The organism is Exilibacterium tricleocarpae, from assembly GCF_007004655.1.
Classification (GTDB): Bacteria; Pseudomonadota; Gammaproteobacteria; order Pseudomonadales; family Cellvibrionaceae; genus Exilibacterium; species Exilibacterium tricleocarpae.
Genome location: NZ_ML660089.1, coordinates 301,912 through 314,306, shown reverse-complemented (window position 1 = coordinate 314,306; position 12,395 = coordinate 301,912). Strand labels below are relative to the sequence as shown.

General features: G+C 59.3%; 14 protein-coding genes. All 14 read right to left on the bottom strand.

Annotated features, from left to right (window positions below; translation table 11 throughout):
• Positions 1-101: 101 nt before the first annotated feature.
• Complete coding sequence (gene flhB / locus FKG94_RS05880; protein ID WP_142903266.1) at positions 102-1,235, bottom strand: flagellar biosynthesis protein FlhB; 1,134 nt, start codon at positions 1,233-1,235, stop codon at positions 102-104.
• A gap of 7 nt (positions 1,236-1,242) precedes the next feature.
• Positions 1,243-2,022, bottom strand: a complete 780-nt coding sequence (fliR, locus tag FKG94_RS05875) for a flagellar biosynthetic protein FliR (RefSeq protein ID WP_142903265.1) — start codon at positions 2,020-2,022, stop codon at positions 1,243-1,245.
• Positions 2,022-2,291 carry a flagellar biosynthesis protein FliQ gene (fliQ, locus tag FKG94_RS05870; RefSeq protein WP_142903264.1) on the bottom strand — a complete coding sequence of 90 codons (270 nt, stop codon included), beginning with the start codon at positions 2,289-2,291 and terminating at the stop codon, positions 2,022-2,024. The genes fliR and fliQ overlap by 1 nt, the downstream gene beginning before the upstream one ends.
• A 49-nt stretch (positions 2,292-2,340) precedes the next feature.
• On the bottom strand, positions 2,341-3,036 hold the full coding sequence (gene fliP, locus FKG94_RS05865; RefSeq protein WP_246124980.1) for a flagellar type III secretion system pore protein FliP: 696 nt from the start codon (positions 3,034-3,036) through the stop codon (positions 2,341-2,343).
• Between the two features lie 233 nt (positions 3,037-3,269).
• Positions 3,270-3,719 (bottom strand): flagellar biosynthetic protein FliO, encoded by a 450-nt coding sequence (gene fliO / locus FKG94_RS05860; protein WP_142903263.1) that lies wholly within the window; start codon positions 3,717-3,719, stop codon positions 3,270-3,272.
• A 55-nt stretch (positions 3,720-3,774) separates the two neighbouring features.
• Positions 3,775-4,263, bottom strand: coding sequence for a flagellar motor switch protein FliN (gene fliN, locus FKG94_RS05855; protein ID WP_218943449.1), 489 nt, complete (start codon positions 4,261-4,263; stop codon positions 3,775-3,777).
• Positions 4,256-5,260, bottom strand: a complete 1,005-nt coding sequence (gene fliM, locus FKG94_RS05850) for a flagellar motor switch protein FliM (RefSeq protein WP_142903262.1) — start codon at positions 5,258-5,260, stop codon at positions 4,256-4,258. Before fliM ends, fliN begins: the two co-directional genes overlap by 8 nt.
• A gap of 23 nt (positions 5,261-5,283) precedes the next feature.
• Positions 5,284-5,802 (bottom strand): flagellar basal body-associated FliL family protein, encoded by a 519-nt coding sequence (locus FKG94_RS05845; protein ID WP_142903261.1) that lies wholly within the window; start codon positions 5,800-5,802, stop codon positions 5,284-5,286.
• Positions 5,803-6,132: 330 nt separating this feature from the next.
• A complete protein-coding gene (locus FKG94_RS05840) occupies positions 6,133-7,485 on the bottom strand; it encodes a flagellar hook-length control protein FliK (protein WP_218943448.1) in 1,353 nt (450 codons plus the stop codon).
• A 301-nt stretch (positions 7,486-7,786) separates the two neighbouring features.
• Positions 7,787-8,125, bottom strand: coding sequence for an Hpt domain-containing protein (locus FKG94_RS05835; RefSeq protein ID WP_142903260.1), 339 nt, complete (start codon positions 8,123-8,125; stop codon positions 7,787-7,789).
• Between the two features lie 91 nt (positions 8,126-8,216).
• Positions 8,217-9,938: an ATP-binding SpoIIE family protein phosphatase gene (locus FKG94_RS05830; RefSeq protein WP_142903259.1), complete on the bottom strand. Its 1,722-nt coding sequence runs from the start codon at positions 9,936-9,938 to the stop codon at positions 8,217-8,219.
• Between the two features lie 53 nt (positions 9,939-9,991).
• Complete coding sequence (locus FKG94_RS05825; RefSeq protein ID WP_142903258.1) at positions 9,992-10,297, bottom strand: STAS domain-containing protein; 306 nt, start codon at positions 10,295-10,297, stop codon at positions 9,992-9,994.
• Positions 10,298-10,651: 354 nt separating this feature from the next.
• The gene (locus FKG94_RS05820; RefSeq protein ID WP_142903257.1) at positions 10,652-11,719 is read right to left on the bottom strand and encodes a protein-glutamate methylesterase/protein-glutamine glutaminase; all 1,068 of its coding nucleotides are present in this window, start codon (positions 11,717-11,719) and stop codon (positions 10,652-10,654) included.
• Between the two features lie 29 nt (positions 11,720-11,748).
• Positions 11,749-12,384: a chemoreceptor glutamine deamidase CheD gene (gene cheD / locus FKG94_RS05815; protein ID WP_142903256.1), complete on the bottom strand. Its 636-nt coding sequence runs from the start codon at positions 12,382-12,384 to the stop codon at positions 11,749-11,751.
• Between the last annotated feature and the right edge of the window lie 11 nt (positions 12,385-12,395).

Genomic DNA, 12,395 nt, shown 5'->3' with positions numbered 1-12,395 from the left:
ACGTGCGCAAGTCGATAGCACCACGCTGAATTGCCCTTGCGCGACACCAGGTTAAACTTTCGCTGTCGCGGTCAGTTCTGTGCGTCAATCAAATCGGCAGATCAATCAAACCGCATATCCGGCGGCACAACAATATTGCGTGGGTATACAGGCTTTTGTCCCTGGCCGCGGCGATAATTGCGCAGTTGAAAGACGTAGGCCAACACCTGGGCCACGGCCATGTACAACGCTCCCGGAATCTCCTCCTCCACCTCGGTGGTGTAGTACACCGCCCGGGCCAGCAGCGGCGCCGCCACCAGGTCGATACGATGGGCGCGGGCGATTTCACGAATTTTCATAGCGTTGTGCTCGACACCCTTGGCCAGCACCACCGGTGTCTCCATGGTGTCCGGGTCATACTTCAAGGCCACCGAGAAATGCGTCGGGTTAGTAATCACCACATCCGCCTCCGGCACCGCCGCCATCATGCGCTGGTTGGACATTTCCCGCTGCAACTGGCGGATGCGGCTTTTGACTTCCGGTTTGCCCTCGGTGTCCTTGGTCTCGTCTTTGATGTCCTGGCGCGACATTTTTAACTTGCGGGTGTGATCCCACATCTGAAACGGCACATCGACCACCGCAATCAACACGGTAACCGCCGACAGTGCAATGGCCGCCCAGGCGCTCATCTGCACCGAATGGACAATGCCGGCGTGCACCGCCTGGTTGGCGAGGTCCAGCATATCCTGGCGCATGCTCGCCAGCAGCCAGACCGCCAGCACCAACACCACGCCGACCTTGGCCAGGGCCTTGGCCAACTCCACCAACGCTTTGGCCGAAAACATCCGCTTCAATCCTTCGATGGGATTGATGCGACTGAATTTCGGCGCCAGCGCGTTGGTGCTCCACAGCCAACCGCCAAGCGCGACGGGACCGGCCAACGCCGCAATCAACAGCAACACAAACAGCGGTATCAGGGCGATCAGGCCGTCGGCAAACGACTTGGCCAGGTGGGATATCATGACGCTGGTATCAAAGGCACCGGCGCGATCGAAGGCAAAGTTGTAGCGCAGAATAGCCAGCAATCGCGCGGCGATAAACTCTCCGAAAATATACAGACCCACCGTCCCGGCCAGTAGCACGGCGGTGGTGGTCAACTCCCGCGAGCGCGGTACCTGGCCCTCCTCGCGGGCCTTCTCGAGACGTTTCGGGGTGGGTTGTTCGGTCTTTTCCTGACTGTTGTCTTCCGCGGCCATGATCTACCTACCGAGTACCGGCCAACTGGTGTAAAAACGCAAACCCCTCGCCGATAAACAACTGGTAATTCGGCAGGAAACTGACCAGGCTCAACCACATCAACAACAGGCCGAGTATCAATGTGATGGGAAAACCCACGGCAAACACATTCATTTGCGGCGCCGCCCGGCTCATCACGCCGAACGCCAGATTGACCACCAGCAGCGAGGTAAGTACCGGTAACGCAATCAGCGTGGCCCGGGTAAACATCCAGGCGCCCAGATCGGCCAGCTCAAAAAAGTGTTGTGCCGTCAGCCCGGTGGCGGCAATCGGCAGCGTGTTGAAGCTCTCCACTAACACTTCGATAACGACCAAGTGCCCGTTGACACTCAGAAACAGCAGCGTGGTTAAAATCAGGTAGTATTGAGAGACGACGGTGACCACGACACCGTTGGCCGGGTCGTTCATGGAGGCGAAACCGAGCCCCATTTTCATGGCGATAAACTGTCCGCCAAGCACGAACAACTGAAACACCACCTGCAACACAAACCCCATGGCCAGGCCGATCAGGACCTGCTGGACGACAATCATCAAACTCTGTAACGACAGCCCCGCCACCGCCGGCAGCGGCGGCAGCAGCGGCACCACTATCAGTGTGACGGCCACCGCCAGAACGACGCGCACGCGCACCGATACGATTCTGGTGCCGATAATCGGCATCGCCATAAACAGCGCCCCGATGCGTATCAGCGGCCAGCCGTACTGGCCGACAAACTGCATGATGTCAACGTCGGTGAGCTGTAACATCAGCCTATGAGCACCGGGATATTGGTGATCAGGCGGGTAAACAAATCCGTCAGTTCAGTGATCAACCACGGCCCCGCCACCATGATAGTGGCCAGGGTAATAATCAGGCGCGGGAGAAAACTCAGCGTTTGTTCGTTAATCTGGGTGGCGGCCTGAAACGTACTCACCAACAGCCCCACCGCCAGACTGGGGCCGACAATCAGACCGACAATCACCACCGTCAGGTAGAGCGCTTCGGCCAGCAGGTCCATCACTATTTCCGGTGTCATGATCGTGTTACCTGTTCGGGTTGTCACACCGCTGTGTTCACCATGCCGATCAAACTGCAAAGCTCGCCGCCAGCGAACCGATCACCATGCCCCAACCGTCCACCAGCACAAACAACATAATCTTAAACGGCAGGGAGATAATCAACGGCGATAACATCATCATCCCCATCGCCATCAAGACACTGGCCACGACGATATCGATGACCAAAAACGGGATAAAAAGAATAAAGCCGATTTGAAAAGCCGTTTTCAATTCACTGGTGACAAAAGCCGGCACCAGCACGGTCATCGGTACGTCCTGGGGTGTAGCGACGCCGTTGATATCACCGATGCGCATAAACAACGCTAAATCCGTTTCACGGGTCTGCAGCAACATAAACGCATGAAAAGGTTCGGCGGTGCGCGCCAGCGCCTCCCGCGCGCCTATGTCCTGGTTGATATAGGGTTGCAGCGCGCCGCTGTTAACTTTTTCAAAGACCGGCGCCATGATAAAAAACGTCAGAAACAACGTCAGCCCGATCAGAATCTGATTGGATGGCGACTGCTGTAAACCCAGGGCCTGGCGCAGTATGGCAAACACGATAATGATGCGGGTAAAAGAGGTCATCATCATCAACAGCGCCGGCAGCAGGCTCAGCACGGTCATAATGACCAGAATCTGCAGGGTTACCGTATAGTCCTGGCTGCCGTCCGGGTTGGTGGTTACGGTAAAAGCCGGCAACCCCGGAATGCCATCGATCGGCAATGCCGGTGCGGCCTCATCGGCGGCGACAGCCGCCGGTACTTCCTGCGCTAACGCCGGCACGGTAAGTGCGCAGCAGATGCTGAGAAAAAAAACCACTACCCAGGGATTGAACCGGCGCCCGCCCAACCGGTGTTCACGCAATCCCGCCGCATCGGTGCCGGCGAACACGCCACTGCGTGCCACGCCGCAGGCAACGGCGGGTTCGCGGCCGTGCACATCCGGCGCCACCCTGCTCAAGAAGTTCGCCCCTGCTGCATAACATCGCGCACTTTGCGGCCGAACGCCGACAATTCACGGTCCGGTTTGATGGCGACCACCGGCTCGTCGAAGACATACAGGGTCGACACGTGACCGGGGGCCACCCCGATCAGCAGTTGCCGGCCTGCCACTTCGACCAGTAGCAGTCGCTCGCGAGTACTCAACGGCAGACTGCCGACCACGCGCATGCTATCGCTCTGCAGCAAGCCACCGGCGCCCAAGCGGCGCACCAGCCAGGCGATGGCGAAGATAATCGCCAGAATTGCCAGCAGTCCCAACATAACCTGCCCTATATACGCCGCATTATCAGGCGCGCCGGCCGTGGCAGCGGCCGGCGCCTGGGCCCAACCGCCCGGTGCAGCGAACACAAGACCGGCAAAGAAACCGGGGTAAAGGGTGCCCGGAGATACGGGTTTCTTTAACATAGCGTTAACATAGCGTTGTCACAGTATCGACTCGATCGGCATGGCGGCCGGCAGTTCATCGCAGCTTTTTGATCCGCTCGGACGGGCTGATCACATCGGTCATACGAATGCCGAATTTCTCGTTGATGACCACCACTTCGCCGTGGGCAATCAGGGTGCCGTTGACCAGAACGTTCAGCGGTTCACCGGCCAGGCGGTCCAGTTCAATCACCGAACCCTGGTTCAGTTGCAGCAGATTGCGAATGGTAATCGAGGTGGAACCCACCTCCATGGAAATGGAAACCGGAATATCGAGAATGACATCGAGATCGGGGTTGTCCCCGACATCATTGCCCGGCGGCGTCTCCTCAAATTCATCGAGGTCGATATTCTCAGCCGCTAACGCTTCACCGGCGGCTTCGACCTCGGCGTCCCCCTCGCCCATGGCGTCATCGACCTCCGCCTGTTGTTCCAGCGCGGCCGCCCATTCATCGGCTATGGCCCCCTGATCGACATCCTCGTCGCCCGGGGTTATCTCACCGTCACCGTTGTCGTCGTCACTCATGGTTGTCTCCCTCGACAGGCATTACGACCGGCGTGCCGGTCCGCTCTATTTGGCTGGTAATCTTTAGCGCCAGATGACCGCGGGACTGGCCCAGAATCGTTCGGAACATAGGGACGCCGTTGGCAGTCAGCACCTGCGTGTCCGGCAATTCGATCGGTATCACATCACCGTCCTTTAAGTCGACAATATCACGCAGGGGGATGTCGCGACGCGCAATGTCACACTCGAGGTCCACTCGCGCCTCCATCACATCGCGGCGCAGGGCGTTGATCCAACGCTCATCGCGCTCGTCGGTGTCGGTCTGTAAACCCGCGTCCAGCATTTCGCGAATCGGCTCGATGGTGGCATAGGGAATGGTGATATGCAGCTCGCCGCCACCGCCGTCGAGCTCCACCTGAAAAGTGCTCACCACGACCACTTCACTGGGGCTGACAATATTGGCCATCGAGGGGTTGACCTCGGAGTTGATGTACTCGAACTCGATCGGCAGCACCGCCTTCCAGGCTTCTGTCAGATCGATAAACACCTGCTCTAAAACCATCTGCACGACCCGCAACTCCGTCGGGGTGAATTCCCGCCCTTCGATCTTGGCATGGCGACCGTCGCCACCGAAGAAGTTGTCTACCAGTTTGAACACCAGCTTGGCATCCAGGATCACCAGCGCCGTCCCCCGCAGCGGGCGAAACTTCACCATATTGAGACTGGTGGGCACATAGAGGGTGTGCACATACTCGCCGAATTTCTGTATCTGAATACCACTCACCGATACATCGGCGGAGCGGCGTAAAAGATTGAACATACTAATGCGGGTGTAACGGGCGAAACGTTCGTTGATCATTTCCAGGGTCGGCATGCGCCCGCGCACGATACGATCCTGGCTGGTCAGATCGTAGGAACTGATGCCACCGGGCTGGGCGTCGCTCTCGGTTTCTATATCACCGTCGTCGACTCCATGCAGCAGCGCATCGATCTCGTCTTGTGAAAGTAAATCCTGCACGCCGTCAAACCTCGCGGTGGTCGCTATTGCATCACGAAATTGGTAAACAACACCTGTTCTATTCCGGGCTGGTCGATCTCCTGTTGCAACAAACCCTGGAGTTCTTCCAATGCCTGCTGTCGCAACAGTTCTTTGCCTTCCGCCGTCTGCAGGTCTTCGTAGACCTGGCCGCCGAGCAGCAACACCAGGCTGTTGCGAATCATCGGCATATGCAGTTCTATCGCCTCGACCACCTCGTTTTCCCGCGCCATCAGGGTCACTTCCACCTGCAGGAAACGCTGCCTGCCGCGCGCCTGGAAATTCACCACAATGGGCGGTTTGAGCGGAAAGTAAACCGCCGGCAGTTTTACCGGCGCCGCCGGTTCGGCCGCCGCGCCATCCTCTGCCGCCACCGGCTCGGGAGCCAACATCTGCAGCGCCAACAGCGTGCCGCCGACGGACAAACCGATCAGCACCAGGCCGACCACGGCCAGCACAATGACCTTTTTCTTACCGCCAGACGGTTTTTCGTCGTCCTGCGCCTGATCGTCTTCCTCTGCCATGTCAAAAGTCCGTCAATACACCCGGATTCAACGCCGATTGCAGCGCCTTACCCGCTTTATCATCATAAAAAGCAAAACCCGTACCAGCGCCCGGGCGCAGCCGTGCACCGTCAAACGGAGAACTCCCGGAGACTGGGTAAAAACGAAAAACAGGTGGCGGGTGGAAACAGAGAGCAGGCGGAAAAAATCGTGAGGGGCTGACTCAGGCGCGGGGGCTCGGCGTCGAGCCGGCGCCAGCTTGACGCCGGCGGCTGTTCTAGAACTGCCAGACTGCAGGAGCGACGCTATCCATCACTCGCCTCACTGCGCCCGGCAATTATGAAACAGTGACTAAACATAGTGATCCACCAGTCCCAGCGCGGTATTGATCGCTGAAACCGCGGCGGTATCAGCCTCGGCCTCGGCGCTGCCGGCGGTTGCGGTATCGACCTCATCGCCGCTGCCGGGATCGGACTGCCGTTCGAAAGACTGATCGGATACATCGACATCGACCAGGTTCAGCCCCTCGCCCTCAAACAATTCGCGCAGCCGGTGTGAACCTGTGTCCAGTGCTTCCCTGACGCTGGCGTGCTGGCTGCTGAAAGTGACCTGCGCCTGATCCTGGGACAAGGTAATCCTGACCTGCAACGGCCCCAGTTCGGGCGGATCGAGATGTATTTCGGCAGCACTGATATTTTGCGCAGCCAGCCACAGAACCCGCTCCTGTACCACACCCCGCCACTGCGGGTCGGCCACCGGGGTATCGACCCCGGTTTGCACGAGCCCGGCGCGCGCGGCAGTCGCCTGGTATTGTTGCAGGGCCGGTTGTTGGACCGGTTTCGCCACGGCGGCGAGAGCCGGCTCGCGACTGCTCTGCAGGCTATCGGTGTCGATGGTGTCGGCGGCTTCACCGCCGGCGCCGGACAGTATCGGCGTCACCTCTTGACCCGGCTTGACGGCCGCCGGCGGTTGCGCCACGTCTGCATTGGAGAGCTGACCCGGAGACTGGGTCGAAACAGGTGTCGAGGTGTGGGTCGACATCTGGGCAGAGTTCGGAACCGCCGTCGCGGTGCCGCCGTCCGCTATCGCAGCGCCAGCGAGCGGCGAGCGGCGACCCGGTTGCAGGGCAGCGGGGGGCGCGGCCCCCGACGCCTGGCGATGTTCACCTTCAGCGTCGCTGTCGCCACCCGCTGTGGCGCCGGGCGGCAAAACGTTACCGGTCTGAGGCAGACCGGTGCCTGTCGCGCTCCCGGGCCTCATCGCGCCGACTGCCTGGCTCGATATAGCAACTCCGGTTACCCCCGGGGCGGACCCTGCGCTTAGTGGTTTCCCAACCGGTGCGGGCACCCGTGGTTGAGCGACTGCCGGCGCTGTCAGACCGGGCTGTGCCGGAGCACCACCCGGTGTTGTCGCAGTCACCGCTGCCGGATCGGCAGCCGGTGCTTCAGACGGCGGCTGTTCGGTGTCCGGCCCGGTCGGTCGCGCGTCCCTGCCGGCGTCGCCTTTGACTTGAGCGGGCGCCTCAGAGTCCGCCCGCGGGCGCCTGTCGGCAGCCGGCTTGGCCTCGCGACGCGGCGCCATCACCTCGCGGAAAGCCGGGTCATCGGCGCCCGGCCGCTGTCCCCGGGCCTCCTGGCCGGCACCAGCGGCGGGTACCGCGGGGGTAGAGATGAAATCCTTGATCAAATTGGGGCTGCTACTCATGGTGGTTCACGTTCCAAGTTCAGTATTAAAGATGATCAGCACCTGGAGCTTTGCAAAGCGGATGCCAAGTTAACAACACCGCAGCAATGATGGCGAAGTCTGACTGATAAGGTCGGGTTAAACCTGGATAAACAATACCCGGTCAACGAAACCGGTTTGTGAGGGAGAAGCAGGCTCGCAATAAGCCGCGGGCGGTGCTGGTCGCACCGGGGAGTGGCCCTCTCGATGCTGTCTGACTCCGCATTGCGCTATTGCGAACTCACAGCATGCCAACTTCCGGGCGTGCCATTCGACATATCGCCTACAACTCGCCGAGCGCCGCAACGACAATTTTATGCTCCGCTTCAATCGCATCCAGTGCCGGCGCCAGACCGTCGAGTTCGCCGGCGACCGCGGCATCCTCCACCCGGGCACACAACTGTGCCATCAGCGGTGCGCCAATATTGCTGCAACTGCCTTTGAAGCTGTGGGCGGCGGCCCGCAGACCGGTGCTGTCAGCACGGGCCAGACAGTCACGCAACGCCGCCAGGCGCTGCTCGGCATCGCTGAGAAAGGTATCGATAAGCAACTGAAACTCCTCCTCCATGACTTCTTTTAGGGTCATGAGGGTGTCTTTATCGATGTGGATTTCGGTGCTCATTACAGGTTCTCTTGGCGCTCTCGCTGAGGATACTGGGTTGCGGCAGCTCGCGGTAGCGACTCACCCCACACTGCCCGCCACGGCCATCAGCTCAACGATCATCATCATTATCCCAGACAAACACCACTTCGACCTCGTTGCCGTTGCCCAGGTATTTAACCGATTCACACATGGTTTTGATCAGGGGAATACCACGGCCGGAGTAACCTTCCAGCGTGTGGTCGTTAGCCATTTTTGCGTCGTGATCAAAACCCGGACCACTGTCTCTGACCTGCACGGTGAGGCGCCCGCCGGTCGGTGAGGTGGCCAGGTAAAAACGAAAGCCTACGAATCCCTGTTTGAGTTCCTCGAGGCGCTGTGTGCGCAGTTTGTAATACTCGCCGAAGCCCTCCGGAGTCTCTTTCATCGCCGAATCAAGACCCAAAACCCCATGCTCGAGGGCGTTGGAGTACAGCTCGGATAAAATAGTGTATAGACTGCCGCTGTGCTGCCGCAACCCGGGCACTTCCATCAAAATATTGAGCAGCACCGGCAGCGGGTCGAGGTAACGAAAGCTGGTCTGCTCGACCTCGAAATCGAGGTTCCACTCCAGCAACCCCCGATCCACTACATAGTTGACGTCGACACCCTTGGATTGAATGTTCTCCGGCGTGTCGACCCGCACCTCTACCAGCGACAGATCATCGTCTTTCTCCCCTTCGCCGACAAAGCTTTGCACGTGATTCAATATGTCCTCAAACAACTGGTCGGCCTGGACATTGTCAGCAAAGACGGCCTCGAGGCGCTCCTCGCCAAACATCTCACCCGCCTGGTTGCGGGCCTCGTGGATACCGTCGGACCACATATAGAGCCGATCGTCGAGGTTTAGCTCAAAGTGTTTGCAGTCGTCTTTGAAATCTTTATTGGACAGCACGCCCAGAGGCAGGTGTGTCGAGCGGATCGGCTCCACGGTACCCGAGGCGCTGCGGCGCAGAAAACAGTCCGGCAAGCCGCCATTCCAGACTTTCAGGCGCCGGGTACGGAAATTGATATCCACCATGGTGGCGCAGCAAAATACGCCCACCGGGAGTATGTTCTTCAGCTTCTGGTTAATCTCGCGCAGGATATCGGTCAGCGAAAACCCCTTGTGCGCCATTCCGTAGAACGTGGTCGCCAGCGGCATGGCACCGATCGCCGCCGGCAGGCCGTGGCCGGTAAAGTCGCCCAGTAACACCATCATGCTGCCCGACGGGCTCACCGCCGCCACCAGCACGTCGCCGTTGAACACTGCCAGCGGCGACAGGTAATGCTTGACGTTGCTGGCGTCGAGGCAGCCGGTGTGGGCAATATTGTCGAACACCTGCTTGGCAACCGTCTGCTCCTGCAGGAGATGCTCATTGTGCAGAACAATCTGATCGCGCTGGGTCAACATGGTGGCGTGCATCTCCCGCATGCGATAAAACGCTTTGATTTTCGCCTGCAGGATAAAGCGGTTGTAGGGTTTGGAGAGGAAATCATCCCCGCCGGCATCCAGACACTGCACCAGTGACTCGGTATCGGTCAGGGAGGTCAGGAAGATAATCGGCACCAGCTCTTCGCCGGCCAGCGCCTTGATTTGCCGCGCGGCGCCGAAACCGTCGAGCTTGGGCATCAACGCATCGAGCAGCACAATGTCGGGGCGCTCGCGCTCGTAGGCCTCCACCGCCTCGAGACCGTCCCGCGCGCCGATCACCCGATGCCCCTCTTTTTTGACAATGGACTCCAGGATCATGCGATCGGTGTCGGTGTCGTCGGCGACGAGCACCTTGAGTCCGGTTTTATCTGCCTCTGCCATACCTTACTCCCACGTGCTACTCGACAGGCTCACCCGGACAGTGATAGACAAACTTACTGAATGGAAAAGAGCTGCTCAAAATTGGAAATCGTCAGAATTTTTTTGACATCCGGGCTGCAATTGACAATTTTTATACTGGCCGAATCGCCACCGGCGTGATCCCGCAACAACAACAGCATACCGAGCGCGGAGCTGTCCAGGTAGGTGGTATCGCGCATATCTACCAGGTAGGAGGTGGGGACCTTGCTCAGGCTCTCGTAACAGTTGCGAAAGTCCTGGTGAGCACTGAAATCAAACCGACCTTCAATTGCAATAGTTAACTCGTTTCCATCAGCCGATATGCTGGAAGAAATTGCCATAGCCTACCTCTATTAAGGTTTCACGTTTAACGGTCTTGTAAGTACTGCATCCGGGAGAGAGTCTAAACCATCTTGCGGCGGATGTTTATACACGCTGACCGGCCGGCCCCGATCCTGTCGCCCGGTCTTGCTGCCGGTATCGATCGTCGCTACCTGGTGCCGGCCCCTGCCGTCCAGCCCTTTATCCACTCATCCACCCACTCATCCCGGCCGGGGGCGACTGCCCGCGAGCGCCGTAGAGTAGCACGGTTTTTCCTCGCGTGAGTACCCTTCACGCCTGCCAGTAAATATAGACCATATTAAACGCGCGTCCATCGCCGCACCGATACCGGCCGCTACCGGTAATGAGAAGCGCTAACCCCGGGCCCGTCGCGCAGTCTGGGTGGATAGTTGCATAATGCGCGGGCCGACCCGGTCCAGCGGCAGTATCTCCTCGGCGGCCCCCAATTCCACCGCCGCCCGGGGCATGCCCCATACCACGCAGGTAGCTTGATCCTGGGCGATAGTGGTGCAGCCGGCTTCGCGCATATCCAGGAGCCCCTGGGCGCCATCGTTACCCATCCCCGTCAACAGTACGCCCAGGGCATTTTTGCCCGCCGCCTGGATTACCGAACGGTAGAGTACCTCCACCGATGGCCGATGCCGGTTCACCAGGTCGCCCTGATCGAGTTTGCAGACATAGCCGGTTCCCTTTTTCACCACCTGCAAGTGGCTGTGGCCCGGTGCCAGATAGGCGCAGCCGGCCAGGATCGGTTGATCGTGCTCCGCCTCAAATACCGCCATCGCACAATTAGCGTCCAGCCGCCGGGAAAACGAGCCGCTGAACGCTTCCGGAATATGTTGCGCCATCACAATCGGCGGGCACTGGGCGGGCAGTGTCATCAACACGTCCTTGATGGCCTCAGTGCCGCCGGTGGAGGCCCCGATGGCACACAGAAAATTGGGCCGTAACGCCGCGCCGCGCTCCAGCACCGGCGCCCGCGCGGGCGCCCGCTGCGCCGGGTCGCGATAGCGGACATTGGCCCGGGCCGCCAGCAGTACCTTGTTGATGATCGTCTCCCGGTATTCGGCCAGCCCCTGCTCTCCACCCTGGGGCTTGGGCAGGAAGTCCACCGCGCCGAGTTCCAAGGCCTCTAGCGTGGCGGGAGCGCCGGCCTGGGTCAAGGTCGAGATCATCACCACCGGCATAGGACGCAGGCGCATCAGGTTTTTGAGAAAGGCGATACCGTTCATCTTCGGCATTTCGATATCCAGGGTGAGCACGTCCGGGCTGAGCTTCTTGATCAGCGCGCGCGCCTCATAGGGGTCCTGGGCCTCGCCGACCACCTTGATACGCGGATCGCCGGCCAGTACCTCCACCAGAATCTTGCGGATCAGGGCGGAGTCGTCCACCACCAGTACTTTAATCGTTTTGTCACCCACAGCTCTCTCCAGGATTTGCCAGGCCGCGTTCAGAACAGCTCCACATCGCCCTGCGCAGGTTTTTCGGTAATGGATTCGATGTATGCGCGTTCGCGCTTTTCAACCGTGTTGTTGTGAATATTGCGCAGCTTCTTCACCTTCACCGCGCCGGTGTCGGGAAAATACAAAACCTTGCGCGGATAGATATCACCCAGGTCCTGGGCATCCACCAACAACCTTTCCTCTTTTACATAGTGGCGGGCGAAGTCGATATTGCGCTGGCCGACACCGGTCATATTGCTCAAGACATTGCCGCCGCCAAACAGTTTTACTTCGAGGTTTTTCCGGCGGCCGCCGTTAGTGAGAATGGTATTGATCAGGTATTCCATCGCCCAGTTGCCGTAGCGCAGCGACATACTGACCTGACTCTGCCCCCAGCCGTCAGTGCCCTCGCCCTGGGCCGGCAACATAAAATGGTTCATGCCGCCAATACCGATTACCCGATCCCGGATGCAGGCAGAGACACAGGAGCCCAGCACCGTCACGATCATTTCGCCGTGCGTGCTGACATAGAATTCACCTGGCAGGATTTTGGCGGCGTACACTTTCATCTGCCGGTCCCAATAACGACTGACGTCCTCGAACCCTTTGATCGCCTGCGGTAACTCGTGCTTGTTCAACGTCATGAAATACCTTT

What these genes read in the sequence shown, in the direction of transcription:
- fliO (WP_142903263.1), bottom strand. Translation starts at nt 3,719, where the DNA reads ATGTTAAAGAAACCCGTATCTCCGGGCACCCTTTACCCCGGTTTCTTT.
- FKG94_RS05825 (WP_142903258.1), bottom strand. Translation starts at nt 10,297, where the DNA reads ATGGCAATTTCTTCCAGCATATCGGCTGATGGAAACGAGTTAACTATT.
- fliR (WP_142903265.1), bottom strand. Translation starts at nt 2,022, where the DNA reads ATGTTACAGCTCACCGACGTTGACATCATGCAGTTTGTCGGCCAGTAC.
- flhB (WP_142903266.1), bottom strand. Translation starts at nt 1,235, where the DNA reads ATGGCCGCGGAAGACAACAGTCAGGAAAAGACCGAACAACCCACCCCG.
- FKG94_RS05830 (WP_142903259.1), bottom strand. Translation starts at nt 9,938, where the DNA reads ATGGCAGAGGCAGATAAAACCGGACTCAAGGTGCTCGTCGCCGACGAC.
- cheD (WP_142903256.1), bottom strand. Translation starts at nt 12,384, where the DNA reads ATGACGTTGAACAAGCACGAGTTACCGCAGGCGATCAAAGGGTTCGAG.
- FKG94_RS05835 (WP_142903260.1), bottom strand. Translation starts at nt 8,125, where the DNA reads ATGAGCACCGAAATCCACATCGATAAAGACACCCTCATGACCCTAAAA.
- fliQ (WP_142903264.1), bottom strand. Translation starts at nt 2,291, where the DNA reads ATGACACCGGAAATAGTGATGGACCTGCTGGCCGAAGCGCTCTACCTG.
- fliN (WP_218943449.1), bottom strand. Translation starts at nt 4,263, where the DNA reads ATGAGTGACGACGACAACGGTGACGGTGAGATAACCCCGGGCGACGAG.
- FKG94_RS05840 (WP_218943448.1), bottom strand. Translation starts at nt 7,485, where the DNA reads ATGAGTAGCAGCCCCAATTTGATCAAGGATTTCATCTCTACCCCCGCG.
- FKG94_RS05845 (WP_142903261.1), bottom strand. Translation starts at nt 5,802, where the DNA reads ATGGCAGAGGAAGACGATCAGGCGCAGGACGACGAAAAACCGTCTGGC.